This window comes from Methylobacterium sp. BI1 (assembly GCF_056680125.1).
Map to the genome: position 1 here is coordinate 3,102,639 of NZ_CM155267.1, position 26,537 is coordinate 3,129,175.

At 71.5% G+C, this 26,537-nt stretch carries 25 protein-coding genes; 14 read left to right on the forward strand and 11 right to left on the reverse strand.

Annotated features, from left to right (window positions below; genetic code table 11):
* The first annotated feature begins 155 nt into the window (after nt 1–155).
* A complete protein-coding gene (locus tag AC1MGR_RS14610; protein ID WP_108036030.1) occupies nt 156–851 on the forward strand; it encodes a sigma-70 family RNA polymerase sigma factor in 696 nt (231 codons plus the stop codon).
* Nucleotides 852–879: 28 nt separating this feature from the next.
* On the opposite strand, the gene AC1MGR_RS14615 is transcribed toward AC1MGR_RS14610, so the two are convergent.
* A complete protein-coding gene (locus tag AC1MGR_RS14615; protein WP_480232066.1) occupies nt 880–1,374 on the reverse strand; it encodes a hypothetical protein in 495 nt (164 codons plus the stop codon).
* Nucleotides 1,375–1,721: 347 nt separating this feature from the next.
* Between AC1MGR_RS14615 and AC1MGR_RS14620 the strand changes: the two genes are divergently transcribed.
* The 4 genes from AC1MGR_RS14620 to AC1MGR_RS14635 all read left to right on the forward strand — a co-directional run bounded on the left by AC1MGR_RS14620 (nt 1,722) and on the right by AC1MGR_RS14635 (nt 6,488).
* Nucleotides 1,722–1,949: a hypothetical protein gene (locus AC1MGR_RS14620; RefSeq protein WP_108036028.1), complete on the forward strand. Its 228-nt coding sequence runs from the start codon at nt 1,722–1,724 to the stop codon at nt 1,947–1,949.
* 448 nt (nt 1,950–2,397) lie between these two features.
* The gene (locus tag AC1MGR_RS14625; protein ID WP_480232067.1) at nt 2,398–3,441 is read left to right on the forward strand and encodes a hypothetical protein; all 1,044 of its coding nucleotides are present in this window, start codon (nt 2,398–2,400) and stop codon (nt 3,439–3,441) included.
* Nucleotides 3,442–3,653: 212 nt separating this feature from the next.
* Entirely contained in the window at nt 3,654–4,442 is a 789-nt protein-coding gene (locus tag AC1MGR_RS14630; protein ID WP_480232068.1) for an alpha/beta fold hydrolase, read from the forward strand.
* A 27-nt stretch (nt 4,443–4,469) separates the two neighbouring features.
* A complete protein-coding gene (locus AC1MGR_RS14635) occupies nt 4,470–6,488 on the forward strand; it encodes a hybrid sensor histidine kinase/response regulator (RefSeq protein WP_480232069.1) in 2,019 nt (672 codons plus the stop codon).
* Nucleotides 6,489–6,497: 9 nt separating this feature from the next.
* Here the strand turns inward: AC1MGR_RS14635 and AC1MGR_RS14640 are convergent, their stop codons facing one another.
* Entirely contained in the window at nt 6,498–7,481 is a 984-nt protein-coding gene (locus AC1MGR_RS14640; protein ID WP_480232070.1) for a cation diffusion facilitator family transporter, read from the reverse strand.
* A gap of 202 nt (nt 7,482–7,683) precedes the next feature.
* The gene (locus AC1MGR_RS14645; protein WP_108036022.1) at nt 7,684–8,442 is read right to left on the reverse strand and encodes a glutaredoxin family protein; all 759 of its coding nucleotides are present in this window, start codon (nt 8,440–8,442) and stop codon (nt 7,684–7,686) included.
* A gap of 295 nt (nt 8,443–8,737) precedes the next feature.
* Between AC1MGR_RS14645 and AC1MGR_RS14650 the strand changes: the two genes are divergently transcribed.
* Nucleotides 8,738–9,184: an HIT family protein gene (locus AC1MGR_RS14650; protein ID WP_108036020.1), complete on the forward strand. Its 447-nt coding sequence runs from the start codon at nt 8,738–8,740 to the stop codon at nt 9,182–9,184.
* Between the two features lies 1 nt (nt 9,185).
* Here the strand turns inward: AC1MGR_RS14650 and AC1MGR_RS14655 are convergent, their stop codons facing one another.
* The 3 genes from AC1MGR_RS14655 to AC1MGR_RS14665 all read right to left on the reverse strand — a co-directional run bounded on the left by AC1MGR_RS14655 (nt 9,186) and on the right by AC1MGR_RS14665 (nt 12,195).
* Entirely contained in the window at nt 9,186–9,623 is a 438-nt protein-coding gene (locus AC1MGR_RS14655; RefSeq protein WP_108036358.1) for a PilZ domain-containing protein, read from the reverse strand.
* A 196-nt stretch (nt 9,624–9,819) separates the two neighbouring features.
* Nucleotides 9,820–10,047, reverse strand: a complete 228-nt coding sequence (locus tag AC1MGR_RS14660; RefSeq protein ID WP_108036018.1) for a hypothetical protein — start codon at nt 10,045–10,047, stop codon at nt 9,820–9,822.
* A 66-nt stretch (nt 10,048–10,113) separates the two neighbouring features.
* Nucleotides 10,114–12,195 (reverse strand): NAD(+) synthase, encoded by a 2,082-nt coding sequence (locus AC1MGR_RS14665; RefSeq protein ID WP_480232071.1) that lies wholly within the window; start codon nt 12,193–12,195, stop codon nt 10,114–10,116.
* A 247-nt stretch (nt 12,196–12,442) separates the two neighbouring features.
* On the opposite strand from AC1MGR_RS14665, the gene AC1MGR_RS14670 reads away from it, so the two are divergent.
* From AC1MGR_RS14670 to AC1MGR_RS14695, 6 genes are all read left to right on the forward strand, one after another.
* Complete coding sequence (locus tag AC1MGR_RS14670; RefSeq protein WP_480232072.1) at nt 12,443–15,850, forward strand: DNA translocase FtsK; 3,408 nt, start codon at nt 12,443–12,445, stop codon at nt 15,848–15,850.
* A gap of 126 nt (nt 15,851–15,976) precedes the next feature.
* A complete protein-coding gene (locus AC1MGR_RS14675) occupies nt 15,977–16,936 on the forward strand; it encodes a LolA family protein (RefSeq protein WP_480232073.1) in 960 nt (319 codons plus the stop codon).
* A gap of 90 nt (nt 16,937–17,026) precedes the next feature.
* Complete coding sequence (gene serS, locus AC1MGR_RS14680) at nt 17,027–18,310, forward strand: serine--tRNA ligase (protein ID WP_480232074.1); 1,284 nt, start codon at nt 17,027–17,029, stop codon at nt 18,308–18,310.
* Nucleotides 18,310–19,074, forward strand: coding sequence for a 5'/3'-nucleotidase SurE (surE, locus tag AC1MGR_RS14685; protein ID WP_108040035.1), 765 nt, complete (start codon nt 18,310–18,312; stop codon nt 19,072–19,074). Before serS ends, surE begins: the two co-directional genes overlap by 1 nt.
* A 34-nt stretch (nt 19,075–19,108) precedes the next feature.
* Nucleotides 19,109–19,765 (forward strand): protein-L-isoaspartate O-methyltransferase family protein, encoded by a 657-nt coding sequence (locus AC1MGR_RS14690; protein ID WP_480232075.1) that lies wholly within the window; start codon nt 19,109–19,111, stop codon nt 19,763–19,765.
* A 119-nt stretch (nt 19,766–19,884) separates the two neighbouring features.
* Nucleotides 19,885–21,249 (forward strand): M23 family metallopeptidase, encoded by a 1,365-nt coding sequence (locus AC1MGR_RS14695; protein ID WP_480232076.1) that lies wholly within the window; start codon nt 19,885–19,887, stop codon nt 21,247–21,249.
* A gap of 86 nt (nt 21,250–21,335) precedes the next feature.
* On the opposite strand, the gene AC1MGR_RS14700 is transcribed toward AC1MGR_RS14695, so the two are convergent.
* Together AC1MGR_RS14700 and AC1MGR_RS14705 are read right to left on the reverse strand one after the other, a co-directional pair.
* On the reverse strand, nt 21,336–22,478 hold the full coding sequence (locus AC1MGR_RS14700) for a polyamine ABC transporter substrate-binding protein (protein ID WP_108040041.1): 1,143 nt from the start codon (nt 22,476–22,478) through the stop codon (nt 21,336–21,338).
* A complete protein-coding gene (locus AC1MGR_RS14705) occupies nt 22,475–22,834 on the reverse strand; it encodes a RidA family protein (protein ID WP_108040043.1) in 360 nt (119 codons plus the stop codon). Before AC1MGR_RS14705 ends, AC1MGR_RS14700 begins: the two co-directional genes overlap by 4 nt.
* Nucleotides 22,835–23,156: 322 nt before the next feature.
* Here AC1MGR_RS14705 and AC1MGR_RS14710 point away from each other — a divergent pair, with 322 nt between their 5' ends.
* Complete coding sequence (locus AC1MGR_RS14710; RefSeq protein ID WP_108040045.1) at nt 23,157–23,423, forward strand: GlsB/YeaQ/YmgE family stress response membrane protein; 267 nt, start codon at nt 23,157–23,159, stop codon at nt 23,421–23,423.
* 124 nt (nt 23,424–23,547) lie between these two features.
* Here the strand turns inward: AC1MGR_RS14710 and AC1MGR_RS14715 are convergent, their stop codons facing one another.
* The gene (locus AC1MGR_RS14715) at nt 23,548–23,766 is read right to left on the reverse strand and encodes a YgaP family membrane protein (RefSeq protein ID WP_056216439.1); all 219 of its coding nucleotides are present in this window, start codon (nt 23,764–23,766) and stop codon (nt 23,548–23,550) included.
* Between the two features lie 120 nt (nt 23,767–23,886).
* The gene (locus AC1MGR_RS14720) at nt 23,887–24,357 is read right to left on the reverse strand and encodes a low affinity iron permease family protein (protein WP_480232077.1); all 471 of its coding nucleotides are present in this window, start codon (nt 24,355–24,357) and stop codon (nt 23,887–23,889) included.
* Nucleotides 24,358–24,510: 153 nt separating this feature from the next.
* Between AC1MGR_RS14720 and AC1MGR_RS14725 the strand changes: the two genes are divergently transcribed.
* Complete coding sequence (locus AC1MGR_RS14725; RefSeq protein ID WP_480232078.1) at nt 24,511–25,602, forward strand: IS630 family transposase; 1,092 nt, start codon at nt 24,511–24,513, stop codon at nt 25,600–25,602.
* Here the strand turns inward: AC1MGR_RS14725 and AC1MGR_RS14730 are convergent.
* Nucleotides 25,599–26,492 carry a DUF3108 domain-containing protein gene (locus tag AC1MGR_RS14730; RefSeq protein ID WP_480232079.1) on the reverse strand — a complete coding sequence of 298 codons (894 nt, stop codon included), beginning with the start codon at nt 26,490–26,492 and terminating at the stop codon, nt 25,599–25,601. The two genes, AC1MGR_RS14725 and AC1MGR_RS14730, sit on opposite strands and share 4 nt — an antisense overlap.
* Nucleotides 26,493–26,537: the final 45 nt, after the last annotated feature.

Genomic DNA, 26,537 nt, shown 5'->3' on the forward strand with positions numbered 1-26,537 from the left:
CCGGTCCGGCCGCGAATCCGGCCCGCCCGGTCCACGCCTTCGACGATCGGGTGAAGAATTCGTTAGCCGGCGTTCAGCCTTGGTATGCCAGATACTCCCGACCGAATTGCCGGATCGTCCCGGCATGCGGTGCGGTCCGGGGGCGGGGATACGGCATGGCGGCAGGCACGGGTCGATCGGTATCGGCGAACGGGGAGGTGGGCGCTGCGGCGGCGGGCCGGGCCATGCCCGAGGCCGTGCGGCTGCATCTCGGCTCCGAGCTGCAGGCTCTCTACGCCGAGGTTCTCGCCGAGGCGCCCCCGACGGCGTTGCTCGACCTGATCGCCCGGCTGGAGGTCAACCCGCCCGCCGCCGCGGACTTCCGCGCCGGGCTCCTCGACGCCCTGCCCGGCCTGCGCGCCTTCGCGCTGTCGCTCGCCATCGCGCCGAATGCCGCCGACGACCTCGTGCAGGAGACGCTCCTGAAGGCCTGGGCCAACCGGCATCGCTTCGAACCCGGCAGCAACCTCAAGGCCTGGCTCTGCACCATCCTGCGCAACCAGTTCTACACCGAGTGCCGCAAGCGGAAGCGCGAGGTGGAGGATGCGGACGGGGCCTTCGCGGCGAAGGTCGTGGCGCCGGCTGCGCAGGAGGCGAGCAGCGACCTGCGCCGGGTCTGGCAGCATCTCGGCAAGCTGCCGCCCGCCCAGCGGGAGGCGCTGGTGCTCGTGGCGGCGCAGGGCATGACTTACGAGGCCGCAGCAGCCCTGATCGGCTGCCAGGTCGGCACCATGAAGAGTCGCGTCAGCCGGGCGCGGGCCTTCCTCGTCGGCTCCCTCGGGATGGAGGGCGGCGAGGCGGCGGCGTCCTGAGAGGGCCCCAGCTCGCAGAAGCCGCGCCTTACTCGGGGGGCGCGTCGTCGCCCGCGCCGTCCGCGTCGTCCGACCGGTAGGGTTCCCGCACCAGAGACGCGCCGCGCTCGGGCTGGACCCGGGCCGGGGCAAGGCTGGGCTGGGCCGCGTCGTAGGGCATCATCGCGGCCCCCGAGGCGACCACCCCGGCCAGGGCCCGCAGCGCGGCGGGCTGGCGGGAATCCTGGGCGATGCCCTCGGCCTCCGCCTGGAGGCGCAGGTTGCACGCCCGCGTGGGCAGGCCCTCATCCGGCGTGCAGGCATCGTGGCGGGCGCAGGCCGCGTCGAGAGCGTCGGTGGGCGCGAGCGGCGCGTTGTTGCCCGGGCCGCAGTAATTGCCGTGCAGCAGCGTCTTGGTGTGCACGAGCGTCCGGGTCGGCGCCGGTGTCCCGGCGCCTGCGCCGGCCTGCGCGCGGGTGGGCCCCGAAAGGCAGGTCATTGCCAGGGCCGAAGCCACCAAACCGGACGTCGCCCATCTCGACATCGTCATACGCTTACCTCGGTCCGCCCGCACGGCACGGGCCCTGCCCCGCGGGCCGGGGTCCGGCGCGGGAGAACAAAATGCCGAGCTCCCGGCGACGGTTCCGTCCGCCTTCGCTCGCCGGGGCGGCCGGACCCGTCCCGGCGCTGGGCGCCGGCCCGTCTTCACGGGGTCGCGAGCCTGCGAACCTGGGGGCGGAGCCGGAGGTTCGAAGCTTGCATCAGCCTCGGCATCACCGCTGGCGTTGCCGGGGATCGGTCTTGCGTGGATCGGTCTTGCCGTCTCCGCCGTTGCTAGGGCCGTGCGCGGGTCCGGTCGATGTCACCGTTCCCGTTCGCAGGGACTGATCCATGATGAACGCCCAGATCTACCGCGTGACCCTGGAGACCCGCGACGGCCGCCGCGTCCTCACCGCGCGGGCCGAGCGGGAAGCGGCCCTGATGGCGGAATCTGTCCTGCGTCGCTACGCGGGCCAGACCCTCACCGTCGGCTTCAGCGTCGCCTGCGCCGACCCGGAGGCGCGTCGCCGCATCGCCTATTACCTGACCGACGTCGCCCTCGAACTCGAACTCGCCTGAGCGGGGCCCGCCCCCTGCCCGGCGGCCGGCGCCGGACGCCCCGCGGGAGGCTTCCACGCCCGCGCGCGTCTCGTGCGACGGGCCTGGCCGGTCGCCCGGATCGGCCGTGAGACCCGATGGCGCTGGACGAGAGAATTCAGGGTATGCGAGAACGCGGCGCCCGATGCCCAGGCGGGTCGGGGGAGGTCAGGGTTCGGGTCCGACCGAGATCGAAACCCCGGTGTGAGACCTGTGCGATGCGCGGTGCGGATTGTCCGGGCGGACGGTCCGTCTTCGCCGCGGAATCCGGAGATTGGAGCCCTGGATCGATCGAATGGGGAGCCCAGGCATCCGGTCCGGCGCGCCGCTCCGCCGCGAGGTGTTCGGAAGTCGCGGTCTTTTCGTCAATACAGGCATGTGCAGGCCTGCCGGTCGGGCGATCCGCGCAGGTGTTCCGTAGGACCCAACGATGCGATTTTTCGTCAACAAGGAAGTGACCGGGGGGATACACTTCTGGCTGGCGCCCGACAATCCGCGTGCGATCAGCAAAGTCTTCATCTCCGTCGACGGGCGCCGGGCCTTGGAGCTGTCGGCCTGGCTCACCGACGACAACATCCGCGCGCATGGCTGGCACTCGACCGGTCAATGCGTCTACATGATCACCGAGCAGGAACTGCCGGAGCTCAACTCCGCGAATCGGATCGAGATCTATGATGCCGATACGAACATCCTGATCTACCGAGCCCTGCGGGAAAAGATTTTCCTTCCGGCCAAGCTGATCAACCTCACCACGACGATTCAGAAGAATACCTTCGTCGAGCAGAACCTGTTCGACCTGTTCCAGTATAGCTACTTCAACGTCGACCGGCTCTCGGAAGAGGTCGTGCAGAGCATCATGCAGGCCCCCTGGCTGACGTCGTCGCTCATCACGGGGGCGGTGATCTTTCCGCGCTACGAGGTGTTCTACCAGGACGAGAATTGCGTGAGCGGCGTCCTGGTCCAGGACCCCTTCGTGGAGATGGCCGCCCGCATGCGGTGGCTGCAATCGAAGAAGCCGATCGCGGACGACCCCGCGCAGAGCTGGCGCCTGGGCGCATTCCTCGAATCCGTCCGCTTCGCGGCTGAGTACGACCTGTCGAACAGCCGAAACATCAAGCGCTTCCTGCGGATGCTGCCCGAGACGTGCTACCGCTTCCTCTACAACCCGCTCTGCCGGCAGTTCGGAACCCGCTCGCCGAGCGACCCGTTCGGGCCCGGCAACTCCATCGTCGCCATGGAGATCATCGCGCGGATCAAGGTCGTGGGGCACAGCGACTATACGAACGAGTATTACACCGCGCTCCTGGACCGCCTCGGGGTCGCCCCCATGGAGATGTCGCATCCCAAGCCTTCGGAGGACATCCTGGCGCTCGCGAGCCTGCTGCGATCGGTCGACGCCGCGCGGGACATGGTCGCGTTCGACACGGTGATTTCCGATGCCGTTCGGCACGCCGTCGGGAAGAGCTGGGGCTGATCGGCTGGCCGGGGGGCGCCGTTCGACCCCGGTCTCTCAGGCAATCGGACCGCTGCGCCGCGCCAGCTCCTGAGGGTGGGGAGGCCGTCCGGGACATGCGTGTCGGCAGCCCTCCCGGGGCCGGCCCTCCCCCGCGGGCCCTCACGGCGGGCGCTGCCGCGCATCCCGGCGCGCGGCGTGCTAGACGGGACGCTGGCGGGGAGAATCGAGACTTGTCGGTCATCGAGCGGCACAATGCGAAGCAGGCGGGGACGGGCGACACCGCCATGGTCTTCGCCCACGGCTTCGGGTGCGACCAGAACATGTGGCGGTCCGTGGCACCCGCCTTCGCGGATCGCTTCCGCACGATCCTGTTCGACCATGTCGGCGCCGGCGGCTCCGACCTCGCGGCCTACGACCCGGACCGGTACGCCAGCCTCGACGGCTACGCCGACGACGTCGTCGCCCTGGCGCGGGCCTTCGGCGTCCGCGGCGGCGTCTTCGTCGGCCACTCGGTGAGCGCCATGGTGGGCGTCCTCGCGGCCAAGCGGGCGCCCGAGCTGTTCACGCACCTCGTCCTCGTCTGCCCCTCGCCACGCTACATCGACGAGGGCGACTACGTCGGCGGCTTCAGCCGGGCGCAGGTGGAGGAACTCCTCGACTTCCTCGACAGCAACCACATGGGCTGGTCGCAGGCCATGGCGCCGATGATCATGGGCAATCCCGACCGGCCCGAACTCGGCGGGGAACTCGTCAACAGCTTCTGCCGCACCGATCCCGACATCGCCCGGCACTTCGCCCGGACCACCTTCCTGGCCGACAACCGGGCCGACCTCGCGGACGTCACGGCGCGCTGCCTCGTGATCCAGTGCGCCGAGGACATCCTCGCCCCCCGGGAGGTCGGCGAATACGTGCACCGGCACCTGCGCGACAGCGTCCTCGTCCTCCTCGACGCCACCGGGCACTGCCCGAACCTGAGCGCGCCGGAGGCGACGGTCGCGGCGATCGAGGCGTTCCTGTGAGCGGGGGCCGGTCGTGAGGCCTCCGCCGTGGACGCGGTGACTCCCGGCCCGCCGGAGACCGCCGCGCCGGCCGCGGAGACCGACGATCTCGAAGACCTGTTCGAGAACGCGCCCTGCGGCTACGCGTCGGCCCTGCCGAACGGGCGCCTGACCAAGGTCAACCGGACGCTGGCGGCCTGGACGGGCCACGCGGCCGAACAGCTCGTGGGACGCCGGTTCCTCGATCTCCTGAACATCGCCGGCAAGATCTACTACGAGACCCATTTCGCGCCCCTGCTGCGGATGCAGGGCTTCTTCAACGAGGTCGCCTTCGACCTCGTCCGCGCCGACGGGACCGCGCTGCCGGTCCTCGTCAACGCGGTGGTCCGCCGGGACGAGGCCGGCGCCGTGCGGTTCATCCGCATCACCGTGTTCAACGCCTCCGACCGGCGCCACTACGAGCGGGCGCTCGTCGCGGCCCGGCGCACGGCCGACGCGGCGACCGCGGCTCTGCAGAGCCTCAATCTGACCCTGGAGGCGCGGGTGGCCGCGCAGACGGCCGAGCGCGACCGGGCCTGGCGGCTGTCGCAGGAGCTGCTCGTCGTGGCCCTGCCGGACGGCACCCTGGAGAGCGTCAACCCGACCTGGACCAAGCTGCTCGGCTGGGGCGCCGACGAGCTCCTGGGCAGGTCCTTCGTCGACTACACCCACCCGGACGACCTGGCGGCGACCCAGGCGGCCTTCGCCGCGGTCTTCCGGGAGCCCCGGACGGTCCCGCACGAGTACCGGCTCCGGCACCGGGACGGCTCGTATCGCTGGTTCGCCTGGACGGCTACCTTCGAGGCGGGCCGGGTCTACGCCTCCGGGCGCCACACCACCCTGGAGCGCGAGCAGGCCGACGCCCTGCGCCAGTCGCAGAAGATGGAGGCGGTGGGCCAGCTCACCGGTGGCCTCGCCCACGACTTCAACAACCTGCTGGCGGGCATCGCCGGCTCCCTGGAGATGATGCAGACCCGCATGCGGCAGGGGCGCCTCGGCGACGTCGAGCGCTACGTGGCGGCGGCCCAGGGCGCGGCCCGACGCGCCGCGGCCCTGACCCACCGCCTCCTCGCCTTCTCGCGCCGCCAGACCCTCGACCCGCGGCCCACCGACGTGAACCGCCTCGTGGCGGGGATGCACGAGATGATCCAGCGCACGGTCGGCCCGGGTATCTCCGTCTCGGTCGTCGACGCCCCCGGCCTGTGGACGGCCCTGGTGGACGTCTCCCAGCTCGAGAACGCCCTCCTGAACCTCTGCATCAACGCCCGCGACGCCATGCCGGGGGGCGGGCGCATCACCGTCGAGACGGCCAACACCTGGCTCGACGCTCCCACGGCCCGTCAGCGCGACCTGCCGGAGGGGCCGTACCTGTCGCTGTCCGTGACCGATTCCGGAACCGGCATGCCGCCGGAGGTGGTGGCGCGGGTGTTCGAGCCGTTCTTCACGACGAAGCCCCTGGGCGAGGGCACGGGCCTCGGCCTGTCGATGATCTACGGCTTCACCCAGCAGTCGGGCGGCGCGGTCCGCATCCGGTCGGCCCCCGGCCAGGGCACCACGGTGTGCCTCTCCCTGCCCCGCCACCACGGCGCGGTCGCGGACGAGGATCCGTCCGCGGATGCCGCGGCCCTGACCCGGGCGGCCCAGGGCCGGACCGTGCTGGTGGTGGACGACGAGCCCACCGTGCGGATGCTGGTCCACGACATCCTCGAGGACCTCGGCTGCACCCCCATCGAGGCCGGCAACAGCGTGGCCGGCCTCAAGGTGCTGCGATCGGAGGCGCGCATCGACCTCCTCGTCACCGATGTCGGCCTGCCCGGCGGCATGAACGGCCGGCAGATGGCGGATGCGGCCCGGGTCCTGCGCCCGGACCTGAAGGTGCTGTTCATCACCGGCTACGCCGAGAACGCCGTGCTCAACCACGGCCACCTCGCCCCCGGCATGGCGGTGGTCACCAAGCCCTTCTCGATCGAGACCCTCGCCGCGCAGATCCGCGCGCTGGTCGCGGAGACCCGGCCGGACGGCGGCTGACGCCCTGCGTCAGGCGTTGGCCGAGGCCGGGGCGGCGCCGAGGGCGTCCGGGGCCGGGGTCGCCCGGGCCTGGACCTCGATGAACACCCGGGTCACATCGGGGCTGCGCGCCTTCAGCCGGGCCTCGACCCGGGAGACCATGGCCTCGATCGCGCCGGCGCTGAGGTCGTCGTCCATGTCGAGGCTGATGTTCACCAGGACGTCGGACGGGCCGAGATGCTGGGTCAGCACGGTATTGACGTGGTGGACGCCTGCCTCGTCGCGCACCACGGCGCGGATCGCCGCCACGAGCTCCGGGTCGGCGGCCTCGCCGATGAGGAGGCCGTGGGTCTCGATCATCAGGAAGGCCGCCATCCCGATCAGGATCAGGCCGATGCCGATGGAGGACCAGCCGTCGAGGGACGGCATGTCGAGGACCCGGGCCAGGATCACGCCGGCCAGGGCCACCACGAGGCCCATCAGGGCGGCGACGTCCTCGGCCAGCACGGTGAACAGGGCCGGGTCCTTGCTCCGGCGGATGGCGGCGAGGGGCGGCCGCTGGCCCTTCTCGGCCCAGAACGCCTTCATGGCCACGAAGCAGGAATAGCCCTCTGCCATCACCGAGAAGCCCAGGATCGCAACGTTCACCCAGAAGCCCGAGATGGGGTAGCCCCAGACCATGGCATCCGCCGAGGGCTCGGGATGCTGGAGCTTGTGGATGCCCTCGTAGACCGCGAAGGCGCCGCCGCCGAGGAAGATGAACAGCGCGACGATGAAGGCGTAGAAGTACACCTCGCGGCCGTAGCCGAACGGGTGCTTCGCTGTGGCCGGACGCTGCGACCGCTTCATGCCGATGAGGAGCAGGATCTGGTTGGTGGTGTCGACCACCGAGTGGACGCCCTCGGCTAGCATCGCCGAGCTGCCGGTGAGGAAGGCGCCGACGAACTTGGCCGCCGCGATGGCGAGGTTGGCCCCGGCCGCGGTGTAGATGGCGCTGGTGCTCTCGTGGGCCATGCGGGACGGATCTCTCGGGCTTCTTGGAACGGATGACGTGATCCCGGCGGGCTCGGCTGCGGGCCGTGCCTTCGGCCAAGCGTCGCCGTTGGGGGGCAAAGCGCAGGCAACGCGCGGGAGACCCGGAAGGTTCGCGCCTCCGTCCGCCCCGGCGGGATGATCGGGACGCCCCGTTCGTGCGGCCTGCCGGATCCTGGCGCCGTCACATCGCCCGGGTGAGCATCCAGAGGGCCATCCCGACCATCATCAGGTTCTCGGTGAGGGAGACGAAGCCGAGGGGCACCTTGCTCGACCCGCCGACGCAGGCGCACTTGATCTCGCGCCGGTCGATGTACACGGCTTTGAACACGGAGACGGCGCCGATGCCGCCGATGAAGAGGGCCACGGGAATCGAGATCCCGTTCCAGGCTCCGGCGACCATCAGGAGGCCCGCGAGGCCTTCGAGGAAGGGATAGGCGTAGGCGTAGCGCACCCAGCGCCGGGCCAGGAGGTCGTAGCCCAGGAACATCGACGAGAAGGTCTCCACGTCCTGCAGCTTCAGGATCGCGAGCACGCACATGCTGAAGGCGATGAACCACTCCACCGCCCGGGCCGTGAAGGGCGTGCCGAACACGGCGTAGCTCGCCGCCAGCCCCATCAGCGCCGTCATCGCGAACACCGCCACGACCGGGGTGTAGCGGGTCGCGTCCGGGTCGGGGACGGCCTGTCCGAAATGCCGCCGCAGGTCGTCGAACCCGCCGACCCGCCGGCCGTCGATGAAGGTCTGCGGCGTGGTCTTGACCCCCTGCTCGGCCTTGAAGCGGTCGGTCTCCGCCCGCGTCGTCAGCCAGTGGTCCTCGACCGAGAAGCCCCGGCGCTCGAGGAGGTCCTTGGCCTTCAGCCCGTAGGGACAGGTGTGCTCCGGCATCACCATGCGGAACAGGGTGGCGGTCCGGGTAGCGGTCTGGGTCGTGTCGGACATCGGGATCTCCGTGCGGATCCCGTGGCGAGGCGCGTCGCCACGGGATCGGGCCGGGACGCGGCGGTTTCGGTCCGCGTCCGGTCCATGTCGAGATGCGCCGGAGGGAGCGGCGCGGTGTTTCCCTCAGATGGGGCTTCCCATGGTGGGAAGGTCAAGGGCCGGCTGAGCCGGTCCGTTCGCGGTGCCGCGCGCGCCGGCCGGGCCGGTCCGCGGGCGCCCGGGACGGTGGACGCGGCGCGTCGGCCTGTGCATCGTGCGCGCCGAAACGCATGCCCCAGAACCGGAGCCGGCTGCCTTGACCGAGACGCGCCCCACGCCCGCCTATGATCCCGACAACATCTTCGCCAAGATCCTGCGCGGGGAGATCCCCGCCGAGCGGGTCTACGAGGATGCCGACACCCTCGCCTTCATGGACGTGATGCCCCAGGGGGACGGCCACACCCTGGTGATTCCCAAGGCTCCGGCGCGGGGCCTTCTCGACGCCGACCCGGATTCCCTCGCGGCCCTGGCGCGGACGGTGCAGCGCGTCGCCCGGGCGGTGAAGACGGCCTTCGCGTCCGAGGGGCTGACGGTGTTCCAGTACAACGAGCCGGCGGGCGGGCAGACGGTGTTCCACCTGCACGTCCACATCGTCCCGCGCTTCGAGGGCGTGCCGCTTCAGCGCCACACCGGCGGCATGGCGGACCGGACGGTCCTGGCGGAGCACGCCGCCCGCATCCGGGCAGCCCTCGCGGCCGGCTGAGTCAGGCGGCGCCGCTCACCGGCGCACTGGCGAGGAGCCGGCGCAGGGCGGCGTTCTCGGCCTCGAGTTCGCTGATCCGGCGCACCAGGGCGAGCATCGCGGCGCCCTCGTCCGCCGGGGGCGGAGCCGCGGCGGGCGCGGGGGCGGGCATGGGGACGGGGCGAGGCGCGGGGACGGGCGCCGGCGCGGCCTCGTCCGCGAAGGTGATGCCGATGCCGTCCGCCCGGCGCCAGCACAGGGTGGCGCGGTAGGTCCGGTCCTTCTGCGGGATGTAGAGGTCGAAGCTCTCGGGCAGCGTCGAGGTCTCGGTCAGGGCGAGCCGGGCGCCGGAGGCGGACAGGTCCCGGACCAGGCAGTCCATGGTCGAGGCACCCTTGTTGAAGATGATCCGGCCCTTGAGGAAGGTCCTCAGGCGCGACTCCCTGCGATGCTCCGACATGCCGTGCTGCTCCACCCCGGGGTCGGTCTCCGACTCCGCGTTCCACGCGGGGGCACCCTGGCACGGGGCCCCTTAAGGAATGATCGCCGCGTTCGTTCCAAGGATCCCTGGCCACGGATTTCTGGCCACGGATTCCTGGCCCCGGATTCCTGGGAAGCGGTGCTTGGCGGACCCGACGCCGCGTTCTCCGTCCGGCTCAGTGGAAGCGGCTGTCCATGGTCTGGAACAGGTAGAAGCCGTTGAAGCGCACGGCGGTCTCGGCCGCGCGGTCGTCGAAATCGGCCGGGGCGTCGCCCACCGCCTCGAGCTTGCCGCCGAAGGCCCAGCGGCCGTTCCCGAGGAAGGGCGGCACGGCGCGGCTCTCCGGCACGGCGCAGCACAGGCCTTCGACGCTCCTGAAGCAGAAAACGTTGTAATTCTGCATCGGTCAACCTCCGATTCGCCCACCCAAGCTACGCTCTAAGGAGGCAATCGGACAGCACTGTGTCGATCAGGTCTCCGGAACGTTGCGGGCCAGCTCTTCGAGCCAGGGCCCGGCGCTGCCATCGGAGGGGGCGCGCCAGTCGCCGCGCGGAGACAGCGAGCCCCCGGCCGAGACCTTGGGTCCGTTGGGCAGGGCGGAGCGCTTGAACTGGCTGAAGCCGAAGAAACGCTTCAGGAACACCGCGAGCCAGCGCCGGATCTCGGCGAGGTCGTAGGCGCCGCGCTCGGCATCCGGGAAGTCCGGTGGCCAGGAGCCGGCCTCCGCGTCGCCCCAGGCGTGCAGCGCCAGGAAGGCGATCTTCGAGGGCGGGAAGCCGTAGCGCAGGGTGTAGAACAGGTTGAAGTCCTGCAGCGCGTAGGGGCCGATCACCCCTTGCGTGCTCTGCGGCGTCGCGCCCGCGTCCACGGGCACCAGCTCGGGCGAGATCTCGGTGGCGAGGATCGCCTGCAGGGTGACGCCGACCTCCAGCGCGAACTGGCCCGAGGCGATGACCCAGCGGATCAGGTGCTGGATCAGGGTCTTGGGCACGCCGGCATTGACGCCGTAATGGCTCATCTGGTCGCCGACGCCGTAGGTGCACCAGCCGAGCGCCAGCTCCGACAGGTCGCCCGTTCCGATGACGATGGCGCCGTTCTGGTTGGCGAGCCGGAACAGGTAGTCCGTGCGCAGGCCCGCCTGCACGTTCTCGAAGGTGACGTCGTAGACCGGCTCGCCGCGCCCGTACGGGTGGTCCATCCCCCTGAGCATCACGGTGGCGGCCTCGCGGATGTCGATCTCGCGGGCGGTGGTGCCGAGCGACCGCATCAGGGCGTGGGCGTTGGCCTTGGTGCCCTCCGAGGTGGCGAAGCCCGGCAGGGTGTAGGCCAGGATGTTCGCCCGGGGCAGGCCGAGGCGGTCGAGGGCCTTGGCCGCCACGATCAGGGCGTGGGTCGAGTCGAGGCCGCCCGAGACGCCGATGACGACCTTCTTCGTCCCCGTCGCCTCCAGGCGCTGGGCAAGGCCCGCCACCTGGATGTTGTAGGCCTCGTAGCAATCCTGGGCGAGGCGGGCCGGATCGGCGGGCACGAAGGGGAAGCGCTCGACCGTGCGCTTCAGCCCGAGGTCGCCGGCCGGCGGATCGAGCCGGAAGGCCACTCGGCGATAGGCCGGCCCGCGAGGCCCGGCCCGGCCCGAATCGTCGAAGCTGCCCATCTGGAGGCGCTCCTGGGCGAGGCGGCCGAGATCGATGTCGGCCAGGGTCATCACGGGCTCGGAGGAGAACCGCGGCCCCTCGGCGAGGCGCTCCCCGTTCTCGTCGATGCTGGTCTGCCCGTCCCAGGACAGGTCAGTGGTGGATTCGCCGGTGCCGGCGGCGGCGTAGACGTAGGCGCAGAGGCAGCGCATCGAGGCGGCCCGCGACAGCATCGCCCGGGAGTCCGCCCGGCCCACCGTGATCGGGCTGCCCGACAGGTTGGCGAGGACGGTGGCGCCGGCGAGCGCCGCGTCGGTGCCGGGGGAGGCGGGGACCCAGAGGTCCTCGCAGACCTCGACGCCGAGGACGAGGTGGGGCAGGTCCGCGGCGGCGAACAGGAGGTCGGTGCCGAAGGGCGCCTCCAGGCCGGCGACCCGGATGGTCTCGCCCACGATCCCGGCGCCGGAGGCGAAGTGGCGCTTCTCGTAGAACTCCCGGTAGGTCGGCAGGAAGCTTTTCGGCACCACCCCGAGGAGGCGGCCGCGGTGGATGGCGAGGGCGCAGTTGTAGAGCCGATGGCCCCAGCGCAGGGGCGCACCCACGACGAGGACGGGCCGGAGCGCGGCCGAGTCCGCCACGAGGCGCGCCACCGCCGCCTCCACCGCGTCGAGCACCGTCACCTGCAGGAACAGGTCCTCGATGGCGTAGGCCGAGACGCAGAGCTCCGGGAACACCGCCACGGCGGCGCCGGCCCCGTCGCACGACCGGGCGAGGGCGAGGATGCCGTCGGCGTTGCGGGCCGGGTCGGCCGGGTGGCTGCGGGTGGTGCAGGCGGCCACCCGGGCGAAGCCGTGCCGGTACAGTGAGCGGAAGCCGGGATCGGACGGGGCGGGCGGGGTCGCCGAGGGGTTGGGCAAGGGACGGGGCTCCGGGCTGGTCGCGCCGCACCTTAACCCCTGCCGCCATCCGCCTCCAGCGCAAGGCTTAAGCGGCCGGGGCGAGGGGGCTCCGGGTGCGGAGGGCCCGGAACGGGCGCCTCGCTCAAGGCGATCGGGCCGCAGTCGCGGGGTCGGATCAAGCGTCTGTTAACGACGATGCCCCTAACTCAGCGCTGAACCGCGCCGCTCCCGGCGGCGGACCCGTTTTGAGTACATCCGGCCAATCATGCGCGCATCGGGACGGCTCCCCTACTCCCATCGTGATCCTTCGCGCCCCGTTCGCGGCGGCGACCGCCTCGGCCTGTCGATCGGCGCCCTGGCGCACCGGTTGATGAACCTGCGGGCGACCCTCTCCCGCCGCCTCGCCGGCCCGCCGCAGCGGCCGGACTACACGGTGGCGGCCACCCGCCCGACCCCGAGCTGGATGACGAGCCCGCAGGCCCTGGTCGGCCGCAACGAGGTCGGCCTCGCCTTCCGGCCCGCCCCCGCGATCCAGGCCTGGCCCGCCCAGGTCTTCGACGACCGCGCCACCCTCGACATGATCCCGCGCCGCGCGGCCCCCGCGGCCGGCTTCGACGACGGCCTGATGGAGGCCGACGCGCCCGCGCCCCGCGTCCTGATCCGGACCCCGCGCCGCCCGGCCGCGATCATGCCCGAGGCGGGCGAGGCCCCGGCCTCCGCCGCGGCGGCCCCGGCCGGCCCGGCCGTGCGCTACACCCGTACCCCCGACCCGGTCCTGCACGAGCGCCGCCAGCGGGCGCTGGATGCCGAGCGCGCCGCCCGCGCCCAGGCCCATGCGGAGGCCGAGGCCGAGGCCCTGCGCCTCCAGGCCGAGCAGGAGGCGCTCCGGCTCGAGGCCGAGGCGCGGGAGCAGGCCGCCCTCGCGGCCCAGGCCGAGGCCGAGGCCCTGGCCGCCCAGGTGCCCGAGCCCCTGTGGCGCCAGCCCTTCGTCGCGCCCCCCGGCGTGCGCTTCTTCCGCAGCCCCGACCGGCGCCAGGTCCGCCCCAATACGGAGGCTCCCGCCGCCCTCGCGCCGGAGCCCGCCCCGATCGAGGCCGTCCCTGTCGAAACGGCCTTCGCGGAGACCGCACCCGTCGAGGCGGCCGTGATCCCCGACGATCGCGACTGGTCGGACGTGCCGGACTGGTCCGAGGTCCAGGCCTGGTTCGACGGCCGCGACGGCTCCGCCCTCGACGCCTGGTCGGCGATCCAGGCCGAGCCCGCGCCGCTGCCGACGCCCGACGTCTCCGCGTCCGAAATCCCGGCGTCCGAAATCCCGGCGTCCGAAGTCTCCACCTTCGACGGTACCGGAGCGCTGGTCGGGCCCGAAGCCCCCGCACCCGCCGACGCGCCCGTGACCGCCGAGATGGTACCGGCCCGGGCCGGCTACCGCCTGGAACACCTCGTGCGGTTCGAGCCCTTCGGGCCGCCGCGCCCGGTCGAGGGCCAGGACAACGCGCTTCCCGCCGCCGCGCCGGTCCGTCCGGCCCCGCTCCACGCCATGGCGGCCCGTGCGGCGATCCGCGCCGGCCGTCCGGCCGCTCCCGCCGAGGCCGCCGCCCCGATGGCCGCGGCGCCTCTGCCGGCCCCCTCCCCTGCCCTGCCGGGGGCGATGCAGTTCGTCCCCGTCGCGCCCTTCGCCCAGGCTCCCCTGGTCCTGGCTCCCGTGGTCCCGGCTCCGGTAGTCCTCGCCCCGGTCGCGGAGGCCCGGGCGGCCGAGCCCGCCTTCGTGCCGACCCCGATCCCGACGCGCCCGGTGCTGCTGCGCAATCCGAAGGGCCTGTCCGCTCCCGAGCCCGAGATCGCGACCGAGCCCGAGGTCCCGGCGCCGGTCGATGCGTTCGCGCCGACCCATGAGGTCGAGGCCGAGGCCGAGGCCACCGCGCCCGAGGCTGAGGCCGCCGCGCCGGAAGTGCCGGCCGTCCACATGCCGCGCGCGATCCTGCCCGAGCGCCCGCTCCTCATTCCGGCCGGCCGGCATGTGCCGATGTCCTTCGTGGAGAACGCCGACTACGAGCACCCCGCCCTCGACCTGCTGGCCGAGCCGCCGGCCACCGGCACCGAGGAGGTCGATGCCGACGTGCTGGAGCAGAACGCCCTCAACCTGCAGCAGACGGTCCAGGATTTCGGCGTGCGCGGCGACATCCTGGCGGTGCGTCCCGGCCCCGTCGTCACCCTGTACGAGCTGGAGCCCGCCCCCGGCACCAAGTCGAGCCGCGTGATCTCGCTCTCGGACGACATCGCCCGCTCGATGTCGGCGGTGTCCGCCCGCGTCGCCGTGGTCCCGGGGCGCAACGTCATCGGCATCGAGCTGCCCAACGACACCCGCGAGACCGTCTACCTGCGCGAGCTCCTCGCCTCGGCCGATTTCGGGATGAGCAAGCACAAGCTCGCCTTGTGCCTCGGCAAGAACATCGGCGGCGAGCCGATCATCGCGGACCTGGCCAAGATGCCCCACCTGCTGGTGGCCGGCACCACCGGCTCGGGCAAGTCGGTGGCCATCAACACCATGATCCTGTCGCTGCTCTACCGGATGAAGCCGGAAGAGTGCCGCCTGATCATGGTCGACCCGAAGATGCTGGAGCTCTCCGTCTACGACGGCATCCCGCACCTGCTCTCTCCCGTCGTCATCGACCCGAAGAAGGCGGTCATCGCCCTCAAATGGGCCGTGCGCGAGATGGAGGAGCGCTACAAGAAGATGTCCAAGATCGCCGTGCGCAACATCGACGGCTACAACGCGCGCATGGCGGAGGCCCGGGCCAAGGGCGAGGTCATCACCCGCGAGGTCCATACCGGCTTCAACCGCGAGACCGGCCAGGCCGTCTACGAGACGGAGGAGATGGACCTCTCGGCGCTGCCCTACATCGTGATCGTGGTCGACGAGATGGCCGACCTGATGATGGTGGCGGGCAAGGACATCGAAGGCGCGATCCAGCGCCTGGCGCAGATGGCGCGCGCGGCCGGCATCCACCTGATCATGGCGACCCAGCGTCCCTCGGTCGACGTGATCACGGGCACGATCAAGGCGAACTTCCCGACCCGGATCTCCTTCCAGGTGACGAGCAAGATCGACAGCCGCACGATCCTGGGCGAGATGGGCGCCGAGCAGCTCCTGGGCCAGGGCGACATGCTGTTCATGGCCGGCGGCGGGCGCACCACCCGCGTGCACGGGCCGTTCTGCTCGGACTCCGAGGTCGAGAGCGTGGTCGCCCACCTCAAGCGCCAGGGCCGGCCCTCCTACCTCGAGGCCGTCACGGCCGATGACGGCAGCGGCGACGAGAAGCCCGCCAAGGGCTCGAAGGCCGACAAGGCCGACCGGGCCGAGAAGGCCCAGGCCGCCGAGATCGAGGACAGCGACGCCCCGATCTTCGACGCGGGCGCCTATGCGGGCAGCGGCGGCATCGATCCCGGCGCCGAGCTCTACGACCAGGCGGTGCAGGTGGTGATGCGGGACCGCAAGGCCTCGACCTCCTACATCCAGCGCCGCCTGCAGATCGGATACAACCGCGCCGCCTCCATCATGGAGCGGATGGAGATCGAGGGCATCGTCGGCCCGGCCAACCATGCCGGCAAGCGCGAGATCCTGATGGAGGGCGGCCACGCCGCCTCCGGCATGATGGACTACGACGACTGAGACGAAGGGCGCGGGTGGGGCGGTTGCCGCCCCACCCGTCGCATATTCGCCACAGGGCGGGCTTCTAAGCGGGCACCACCCGCACTCGACCCGAACGCCTTCGCATCGCCTCAAGGGAGCGTCCCGATGATCGGCCGCCGTCACCGCCTCGCCGCCGGTCCGCTGCTCGTCCTGGCGGCCAGCCTCGCGCAGCCGCAGCCCGCCGCCGCCCAGGTCTCCTCGTTCCTCGATGGCCTGTTCGGCCGCAAGGAGCAGCCGGCCCCCGCGCCCGAGCCGGAGCCCGCCCCGGAGGCAGCGCCCCCGGCCGCTGCCCCGAAGAAGCCCGTCGCCCAGGCGCCGAAGGTCGTGAAGCCGTCCGACAAGGCGGCCAAGACCGACGCGAAGGCCCCCAAGGGCGAGGCCAAAGGTGCGGACGCGAAGAATGCGGATGCCAAGGCCGCCGACGCGAAGGCTGTCGACGGAAAGGCCGCCAAGGTCGCGGCCGTTGGTGCGCCCGCCGCGGCCGCCGTCGCGGGCGAGGCCGACGACGCCACCGTGGTCGCGCAGGCCAATGCCTACTTCAACGGCATGACCACGCTCACCGGCAGCTTCATCCAGATCGGGCCGGACGGGCGCCGCATCGGCGGCAAGCTGACGCTCGCCAAGCCCGGCCGGCTGCGCTTCGACTACGACCAGCCCTCCCCCCTGGAGATCGTGGCCGACGGCACCTCGGTGGCGGTCAAGGACCGCAAGCTCGGCACCCAGGACCTCTACTTCATCTCGCAGACGCCGCTGAAATTCCTGCTGCGCGAAAAGATCGACCTCGCCCGCGACCTCTCCGTCACCGACGTGGCGAACGATCCCGGCGGCCTGCGGATCTCCCTGGAGGACCGCTCGACGCTCGGCGGCACCTCGCGGATCCAGCTGTTCTTCGATCCCGAGGTGAAGACCCTGAGCCAGTGGCGGATCACGGACCCGCAGGGCTACCAGACCACGGTGCAGCTCGCGAACCTGCAGAAGGGCCGCCCGGTGGAGGGCAGCCTGTTCTTCATCAATTACGGGCGCAGCGAGGACAAGGCGGCCGAGCGCCAGATCCGCGCGCAGTAGCGGCCGGTCGGGCACCCGGGGCGCCGCCGCGCTTGTCGCGCCCGTACCGATGCGGCTAAGCGTCGGGCTCGCATCGTACGAGCCGAGCCCATGCACGACATCCGCGCCATCCGCGACAATCCGGACGCCTTCGACGAGGCCCTGCGCCGCCGCGGGCTGGCGCCGCTCGCCGCCGTGCTGATCGCCCTGGATGACGCGCGCAAGTCCGCGATCTCGGCCGCGCAAGGCAACCAGGAGCGCCGCAACGCCCTCGCCAAGGAGATCGGCGGCGCCAAGAAGGCCAAGGACGAGGCCCGGGCGCAGGCGCTGATGGCCGAGGTCGCCCGCCTGAAGGACGAGGCCCCGACCCTGGAGGCCGCGCAGGCCGAGGCCGGACAGTCCCTCGACGACCGCCTCGCCGCGATCCCGAATCGCCCGAACCCGGACGTGCCGGAGGGCGCCGACGAGCACGGCAACGTCGAGTACCGGGCCTTCAAGGCCCAGCGTCCGCAGCTCGCCACGGGCAAGCAGCATTTCGAGATCGGCGAGGCCTCGGGCCTGATGGATTTCGAGGCCGCCGCCCGGATGTCCGGCGCCCGCTTCGTGGTGCTCAAGGGCCAGCTCGCCCGCCTGGAGCGGGCGCTCGGGCAGTTCATGCTCGACCTGCACACCGGCGAGCACGGCTACACCGAGGTGGCGCCGCCGATCCTGGTGCGTGACGAGGCGATGTTCGGCACGGCGCAGTTGCCGAAGTTCCGGGACGACCAGTTCCAGGCGGGCGAGCACTGGCTCATCCCCACGGCGGAAGTCCCCCTCACCAACCTCGTGCGCGAGAGCATTCTTCGTGAGGAGGAGCTTCCCTTACGCTTCACCGCCCTCACCCCGTGCTTCCGGGCGGAGGCCGGCTCGGCGGGCCGCGACACCCGCGGCATGCTGCGCCAGCACCAGTTCAACAAGGTCGAGCTCGTCTCGATCACCACGCCGGAGCAGTCGGCCGCGGAGCACGAGCGCATGCTCGGCTCGGCCGAGGCCGTGCTGAAGAAGCTCGACCTGCCCTACCGGATCATGACGCTCTGCACAGGCGACATGGGCTTCGCCTCCCAGAAGACCTACGACATCGAGGTCTGGATGCCGGGCCAGGAGACGTTTCGCGAGATCTCGTCCTGCTCGGTCTGCGGCGACTTCCAGGCGCGGCGGATGAACGCGCGCGTCCGCGCCCGGGATGGCAAGGCGGTGAATTTCGTCCACACCCTCAACGGGTCCGGCGTGGCCGTGGGCCGCGCGCTCATCGCCGTCATGGAAAACTACCAGAACCCGGATGGCAGCGTCACGGTGCCGTCCGTGCTGAAGGCCTATATGGGCGGGATCGAGCGGATCGAGGGGTTCAAGAGCTGATGCGCATTCTCGTCACCAACGACGACGGCATCCACGCGCCGGGTCTCGAGACCCTGGAGGGGATCGCCCGGGCCATCTCGGACGACGTCTGGGTGGTGGCGCCGGAGACCGACCAGTCCGGCGTCTCGCATTCCCTCTCCCTGAACGACCCCCTGCGCCTGCGCCAGGTCGCCGAGAAGCGCTTCGCCGTGAAGGGCACGCCGTCCGACTGCGTGATCATGGGCGTGCGCCACATCCTCAAGGACCACGGGCCGGACCTCGTGCTCTCGGGCGTCAACCGCGGTCAGAACGTCGCCGAGGACGTGACCTACTCGGGCACCATCGCGGCGGCCATGGAGGGGACGATCCTCAACGTGCGCTCCATCGCCCTGAGCCAAGCCTACGGCGCCGGCGGGCGCGGCGCCATCAAGTGGCACTGCGCCGCCGAGCACGGGCCCGGGGTGGTGCGCAAGATCCTCGACATCGGCATCGAGCCCGGCATCGTCGTCAACGTGAACTTCCCTGATTGCGAGCCCGGGGAGGTCCTGGGCACGGCGGTGACGGCGCAGGGCTTCCGCAACCAGGCCCTGCTCCAGATCGACGCCCGCCAGGACGGGCGCGGCAATCCCTATTTCTGGCTCGCCTTCGCCAAGGCCACCTTCCAGCCCGGCCACGGCACCGACCTCAAGGCCATTGCGGAGAAGCGCATCTCGGTCACGCCCCTGCGCCTCGACCTCACCGACGAGCCGAGCCTGACGCGCTTCGCGCAGGGCTTCGCGCCGTAGGGCCGGGCACCGCGGAGCTGATCGGGATCCGGCCATGATGCACGAGGGCTCGATCGAGGATGCCGCCTTCGTCATGGCCCTGCGGGGCCGCGGCGTGCGCGACACCGACACTTTACGGGCGATGGAACGAGTGCCGCGCGAGCGCTTCGCCCCGGCCCGGCACCGCGACCTCGCCCGGCGCGACCTCGCCCTGCCGCTGGCCTGCGGCCAGACCATGACGGCGCCGACCACGGTGGCGGCGATGCTGAAGGCCCTGGCCCTGCGCCCGGGCGCCCGCATCCTCGAGATCGGCACCGGCTCGGGCTACGTCACCGCCCTGCTGCTGCGCCTCGGGGCCGCCCATGTCCACAGCCTCGAGCGCTACGCCACCCTGGCGGACGAGGCCCGCGACAATCTCGTGCCGGAGGACCGGCCGCTCGCCACGATCACCGTCGGCGACGGCCTGCACCCGGCGACCCTGCGGGGGGCGGAGCCCTTCGACCGCATTCTCCTCAACGGCACGGTGCCGGCGATTCCCGAGCATCTCGGCGCCCTGCTCGGCCCCGGCGGCCGCCTGGTCGCCCCGGTCGGCCGGCCCGAGGCGGCGGGCCTCGTCACCTGGATGCGGGGGCCGGACGGCACCCTGGATGCCCGCCCCGGCGCGGCCGTCCGGCTGGCGCCGCTGACCCCCGGACGCGCCCGCGTCCTGTAGTGCGAAAGGTTCCGGCGGGGGGCCGGTCGGGGCGCAAACGTGGTGAATCGGAACGGTTGCTTAACCTGAATCGGGTTTGAATGACGTCATCAAGTTGCGTCAGGCAAACAGGTGCGTCGATGCGGGTTCGCGGGACTGGTCGAGGGTTGAGGACGCTGTCGCGTTTCGCGCTCATCGGCGTGATTGGAGGCGGTGCGGCCGCCTGTTCTTCGGATGCGTCCCGGTTGGGCGATCCCTTCGGCAATCCGTTCGCCTCGAACCTGTCGAGCGAGCCCGCCGCGACGGGCAGCCTGCCCGACGGCGAGATCGCCCCGGCGCCGGTGGTGCGCACCAGCCGCATCCAGTCCCAGGCCCTCGGGGCCCCGGGCGCGGCCTCCTCGCCGGCGGCCATGTCGCCCCGCCCGATGGCGGCGGCCCCGGCCCCGGCCCGGCCCCAGACCACCCGGCTGGCCTCCACCGAGCCGGTCTCGGGCGCCATGACGGGTTCGGCGGTCTCGGGCATGAATCCCGATGCGGCCCGCATGAGCACCCGCGCGGTCCCCGCCGCGCCGGCCCCCAAGGTGATCGACCGGGCCGCCGAGAAGCGTGCCGCCGATGCCCGCCGCGAGGCGGAGGCCGCCGAGGCCAAGGTCGAGGCCAAGCGCCAGGCCGAGGCCGCCAAGCTCGCCGAAGCCCGCAAGCTCGTGGAGGCCGCCAAGGCGAACGAGACTAAGGCTGCCGAGGCCCGCAAGGCCTCGGAGAAGGCGGCGGCCGCCGCCAAGCTCGCCGAGACCAAGGCCGCCGAGGCCCGCAAGGCGCATATCCGTCCCGGCCAAGCCGTCGCCAAGGCCGAGGACAAGGCGGTCCGCAAGATCGAGATCAAGGAAGCCAAGGCCGAGGTGAAGGCGGACGCTGCCAAGGACGCTGCGAAGAAGGCCGAGGCGGCCCGCAAGTCGGCCGAGGCCGAGGCGGCCAAGCTGGCCAAGGCGGACGCCGCCAAGGAGGCCGCCCGCAAGGTCGCCGAGGCGAAGGCCGCGGAGGTTGCCGCCAAGGAGGCCGCGAAGGCGCCCGTGAAGGTCGCCGCCGTCGAGGCGCCCAAGGCCGAGCCCGCCAGCACCGGGTCGGTCGCCGCCCCCGAGCAGTCGTTCCGCTGGCCCGCCAAGGGCCGGGTGATCTCGGGCTACGGCACCTCCGGCAACGAGGGCATCAACATCTCGGTGCCCGAGGGCACCGCGGTGAAGGCGGCCGAGGACGGCACCGTGGCCTATGCGGGTTCCGACGTGAAGGGCTACGGCAAGCTCGTCCTGGTGCGCCACTCGAACGGCTACGTCTCGGCCTACGCCCATAACGGCGAGCTCGACGTGCGCCCCGGCGAGAAGGTCAAGCGCGGCCAGACCATCGCGAAGTCCGGCGCCTCCGGCAACGTGACCTCGCCCCAGCTCCACTTCGAGATCCGCAAGGGCGCGACCCCGGTCGACCCGATGCCCCACCTCGCCAGCAACTGACCCTTCGGGCGGAGCGTCCGAAAACACGAAACGGCGGCCCCTCGGGGCCGCCGTTCTCGTTTGGGGGGGATTCGGGAGGGACGGCCTCAGCGGCCGGTGCGCACCCGGGTCCAGCTCCGGGTGACGAAGCGCTGGGTGCGGTCGTCCCAGGCGGTGTTGCTGGCGAGGCGCTGCATCGTCGCCTCGTCCGGGTAGATGCCGGGATTGGCCAGGATTTCGGGCTTGACGAACTTCCGGGCCGCCGCGTTGCCGCTGGCGTAGGAGACGAAGTTGGTGTTGGCCGCCGCCACCTCGGGCCGCATCATGTAGTCGAGGAACAGGTGGGCCTCGGCGGGATGGGGCGCGTCCTTCGGGATCGCGAAGGCGTCGAACCACATCAGCGCGCCCTCGCGCGGAATGACATAGCCGATCTCGACCCCGTTCTTGGCCTCCTCGGCGCGCTTCCTGGCCTGCATGATGTCGCCGGAATAGCCGACCGCCAGGCAGAGGTCGCCGTTGGCCAGCCCGTTGATGTATTCCGAGGAGTGGAACTTGCGCACCGAGCCGCGGACCTTGAACAGGGCGTCGGTGACCTGGGTGATGTCGTCCCAGCGCTTGGAATCCGGCTTGAAGCCGTAGAACGGCAGCAGGCTCGGGATCAGGTCCTCGGGGGAATCGAGCAGCATCACCCCGCAATCCTTCAGCTTGGCCATCAGGCCCGGATTGAGGACGAGGCTCCAGGTGTTGAGGGGCTGGTTCGCGCCCAGGCGCTCGCGCACCTGGGCGAGGTTCACGCCGATGCCGGTGGTGCCCCACATGTAGTCGACGGCGTAGGTGTTGCCCGGGTCGTAGGTGGCGAGCCGCGCCGCGATCTCGGGCCAGGCATGGACGAGGTTGGGGATCCGGGCCTTGTCGAGGGGCTGGAACACGCCCGCCCGGATCAGCCGCTGCAGGAACGGCCCGGAGGGCGCCACCACGTCGTAGCCCGAGCGCCCGGCCAGCAGCTTGGTCTCGAGGATCTCGTTGTTGTCGTAGGTGTCGTACACGACCTTGATGCCCGTCTCCTTCGTGAAGGCGTCGAGCATCTTCGGGTCGATGTAGTCCGACCAGTTGTAGATGTTGACCACGCGCTCGCCCTGCGGCGCGGGCGTCTCGGCCCGCGCCCCGGGCAGGCCGAGCGCCAGGGCGGCGAGCGCCCCGGCGAACAGCCCCCCGGACAGAAGCGCGCGGCGGGTGCCGGCTCGGATCATGCCTGCCCTTTCGCGGCCACGACCACGATCTCGACGAGGTATTCGGGGGCGGCGAGCCTGGCCTCCACCGTGGCGCGGGCGGGCGGGTTGTCCTTCGCCACCCAGGCGTCCCACGCCGCGTTCATCTCCGCGAAGGTGGCGATGTCGGCGAGGTAGATGGTGGCGGTGAGGATGCGGCTCTTGTCGGTGCCGGCGGCCGCCAGCAGGCGGTCGATCTCGCCCAGGATCTCCTGGGTCTGCGCGGTGACGCCGGCGCCCACCACCGTGCCGGCCACCTGGCCCGCGAGGAAAACCATGTCGCCGTAGGTGACGGCCTGGCTCATGCGGGGGCCGGATTCGAAGCGCTGGATCGTCATGACGGGAAAACGTGCCTCTCGCGTGTCGGCCGCGGGATGCCGCGCGGCACCCCTGGGATACCCCCTCGGCATCCCGGCTCGGGGCAAGCGTTGTGCCGCGTCGGGGACCCGAACGTAAAGGCCCCCCGCGCCCGCTGCGCGCCGCGATCCTGCGAGGCCGGATCGGCTTTTCCGACCACGCGACAAAGTCGCGTCGTGCAGCGCAACTCATCCCACAGGTGCGGCGTTCTCACCCCATGCGTTAAGGCCAAGGCTAGGAAGCCGGCCGCTACCGCCAGTGACGTCCGACCCAGAGGGTTCGGCCAAGTTCGAGGATCAGCTCATGGGTATCATCTGGACCATCATCATCGGCTTTCTGGCCGGTGTCATCGCCAAGTTCATCATGCCGGGCAGCAACGAGCCCGCCGGCTTCATCCTGACCACGATCCTCGGCATCGTCGGCGCCTTCGTCGCCACGTTCCTCGGCCAGGCCCTCGGCTGGTACGGTCCGAACCAGGGCGCAGGCTTGATCGGCGCCGTCGTCGGCGCGATCGTCGTGCTGGCGATCTACGGCTTCATCCAGGGCCGCCGCTCGACCACCACGCTGTAAGTCCACGCGAATTCAAAACCGAACGCGAAAGGGGCGCCTCACCGAGGCGCCCCTTTTTCATGTCCGAACCCGATCGCCCGAACCGGACCGCCCGATGCCGTTCGGGCACCGGGCGCGGGGCCGGTCAGGCCTCGGTGGCGGCCTTGACGGCGCAGTGGCCGGTGGCGCCGCGGATGGCGAGGCCGGCGCCGACCACGAGGGCCGCGAGGCTGAGCCACTTGTTCGGGCGGGGCTGCGCCGCCGCCGCGGCGATGCCGAGGCCGAGCACCACCGAGACGGCGCGCTCCGTGGTCGTGAGGTTCGGGGTGCCGCTGAAGATGTCGTGGATCATCGCGTTGGCCATGCTGGGGTCTCCTGTGCTGCGTCGCGGGGCGAACGCGGCGGGGGGAACGGGCGTTCCACCGCGCGGGTGCGGCGCGGCACGGTGTCGTCCGGCCGACCCGATCCTTGTCCTGGCCACGGATCAGCGCGGATAGGCGCTCAGGCCGCCGGCCCGCGCGGCGGCGGCCTCGGCCTTGCGGTGCGCCTCCGCCTCGGCCGCGCAGGCGGCCGCTTCGAGATCGTCCAGCGGCGCGCGCCGCGCGCAGCGCGCCCGGAGGGCGTCGAGCTCCTCCTCCGTGAGGCTCTCGATGCCGATGTAGCGGTTCTGGGCGGCGCTGGCCCGGATCAGCTCGTCGAGCTTGGCCTGGATCGCCGCGCCGTCGCGATTCTGGGTGTTCTGGATCAGGAACACCATCAGGAACGTCACGATGGTGGTGCCGGTGTTGATGATGAGCTGCCAGGTGTCGGAGAAGCCGAACAGCGGCCCGGTCACCGCCCAGATCACGATCAGCGCGATGCTGACCGCGAAGGTCGCCGGCCGCCCGGCGGTGCGCGCCACCTTCGAGGCGAAGGCGGTGAAGAGCTGGGCCGACGTCAGGCGTGTGACGCGCATGCGACCTCCTCGATCCCGATGGCAGCGCTGAGCGGGAAGAGAACCCGCGACGGCGGGAAACCGTTGCCGCTCCCTAGTGGTCTGAGTTAGAAGTTCTGTTGCAGATTTTGAGCTTGCACCTACGTGTGGGGGATGTCCGCACGGAGGTGACCGATGGCCCGTGGTCCAAAACCTGCTCCTCTCCATTTGACTGAGGACGAGCGCACGCGCCTAGCGGGGCTCATCCGCCGTCGCAATGTCGGCCAAGCCTTGGCTCAGCGCGCGCGGATCGTGCTGGCCTGCGCCGAGCCGGGATCGACCAACAGTGGCGTTGCCCGTGATCTCGGCGTCAGCCGGATGAGCGTCACGACGTGGCGCGCCCGTTTCCTCGCTCATCGCCTCGACGGCCTCGTCGACCTGCCCCGCTCCGGTGCGCCACGTGCCGTCACGGACACGGCCATCGAAGGGATGGTCACCCTCACGCTGGAGAGCCAGCCAGAGAACGCCACCCACTGGTCGACCCGCGCCATGGCCCGGCGGGTCGGCATGAGCCAGAGCATGGTCTCGCGAGTCTGGCGTGCCTTCGGGCTGCAGCCGCACAAGACCGACACCTTCAAGCTCTCGACCGATCCCGCCTTCGTCGACAAGGTCCGGGACGTGGTCGGCCTCTACATGGCTCCGCCGCATCGTGCCGTGGTGCTGTGCGTCGACGAGAAGCCGCAGATCCAAGCGCTGACGGGCACGGCCCCCGTGCTGCCGATGCGGCCCGGCCAGCCGGAGCGCCGAACTCACGATTATCGTCGCCAGGGTACGACCGACCTGTTCGCCGCCCTCGACGTCCAGGCCGGGACGGTGATCGGCCACTGCACAGGCCGGCACCGTTCGGTCGAGTTCCGCGACTTCCTCGATCAGATCGAAGCGGCCGTCCCAAGCGATCTCGACGTGCACCTCGTGCTCGACAACGCGGCCACCCACAAAACCAAGCTGATCCACGACTGGCTCGTGAAGCGTCCGCGTTGGCACCTTCATTTCACGCCGACGTCCGCATCATGGCTCAATCTCGTCGAGGGTTGGTTTGCCCTGCTCACCCGTCGACGTCTGCAGCGTGGTGCCTTCCAACAGACCAGCGATCTCGAAGCTGCGATCCACGCCTACATCGCTCAGACCAACACCGATCCAAAGCCCTTCGTCTGGACCAAACCCGCTGATGCGATCCTCGCAAGCGTCGGACGCTTCTGTCAGAGAACTTCTAACTCAGACCACTAGCGGGCGTTGGGCAGGCGCACGGTGACGCCGGCCTTCGCCGCCGGGGCGTCCGGGCCGGCCGGCGCCGCACCACCCCAGCGGGTCGCCTCGATGCGCACCGTGCCCCATCCGGTGCCGACCGTGATCGACAGCGGCAGCAGCAGCGTCCCGTCGAGGATCGGGGCGAAGCGCACCCGCATGTCGTCGTTGGCGGCCATCCGGCGGACGTTGCTCCCGCCGGAGCGGTGCCCGGAGATCGGCACCCAGCGCACCCGGCAGTCGAGGGCCGGGCCGCGATAGGCGCCCTCCGTCACCGTCGCGAGGCTGCCCCGCGACAGCACCAGGTCGGCCCGGCTCGCCCCGTCGAAGACCGGGATGCGGCGGTCGCACAGGCCCGGGTCCAGGGACGCGGCCCCGAGGGGGATCGTCAGCATGGTCAGGGGATCGACCACGCCGACCTTGTCCTCCGGCGCCACCGGGACCCGGTCGTCGCGCGGGGTCGGGGGCGGCTCGACGCTGGCGCTGCGCACGCGCCCGCTGGCCAGGTCGAGCGCCACCGCGATCGGCTTGCCGCCGTAGCGGCTGTCGATCCGGAAGGTGGCGGTGACCGCGCCGGCGCGATTCGTCGAACCCGCGACGGTGGCCTTGCCGGCCCCGTCGAAGAAGAAACCGGCGAGGCCGCGCAGGCCCGCCTCGAGCTCGAGGGCGTAGCGCTCGTCCGCCCGCTCGACCGCGAGGCTCGCCTCGCCCGCCGGCAGGTTCAGGAAGCTCAGGCCGTAGGCCGCCGTGAAGCGGCGCGCGGGCGTGTCGCCCGCGGCCTGCGCGCCGGCCCCCAGAACGGCCGCCGCCAGGGTCAGCGAAGGCAGGATCAGGGCCCGGATCTGTCTGTGCCTGCGAGGGGACACGGCCATCGCCTCATCGCGCCCCGGACGGCGCACAGCCTGTCATATCGGCGT